This window comes from Motilimonas thetidivivens (assembly GCF_046452435.1).
GTDB lineage: Bacteria > Pseudomonadota > Gammaproteobacteria > Enterobacterales > CBDFNC01 > Motilimonas.
On sequence record NZ_JBKFDK010000089.1, the window covers coordinates 1 to 293 of the forward strand.

1 protein-coding gene is annotated in these 293 nt (G+C 47.8%); it reads right to left on the reverse strand.

What is annotated here, in order from left to right:
• Positions 1-293, reverse strand: a 293-nt coding sequence (locus ACK8OT_RS19370) for a reverse transcriptase domain-containing protein (RefSeq protein WP_410198145.1), incomplete at both ends; no start/stop codon positions are given.

Genomic DNA, 293 nt, shown 5'->3' on the forward strand with positions numbered 1-293 from the left:
GGTTGTTGAAGAAGCCTTTGATATCGGCCTCCACAATGTAACCGTATCCTTTAAACTGAAGATTCAACGCTAAACTGTGCACCGCTTGATGGGCGCTTTTATTCGGTCGGTAGCCATAGCTATTGGGCAGAAAGTCCGCTTCCCAGATACTTTGCAATATCTGACTCACGCCTTGTTGCACCAATTTATCATCCACCGTGGGCAAGCCCAGCGGTCTCTGTTTGCCATTTGCTTTGGGAATAAAGACACGTTTGATGTCATTGGCTCGAAAGCGCTTATGCCTAAGGGCATCG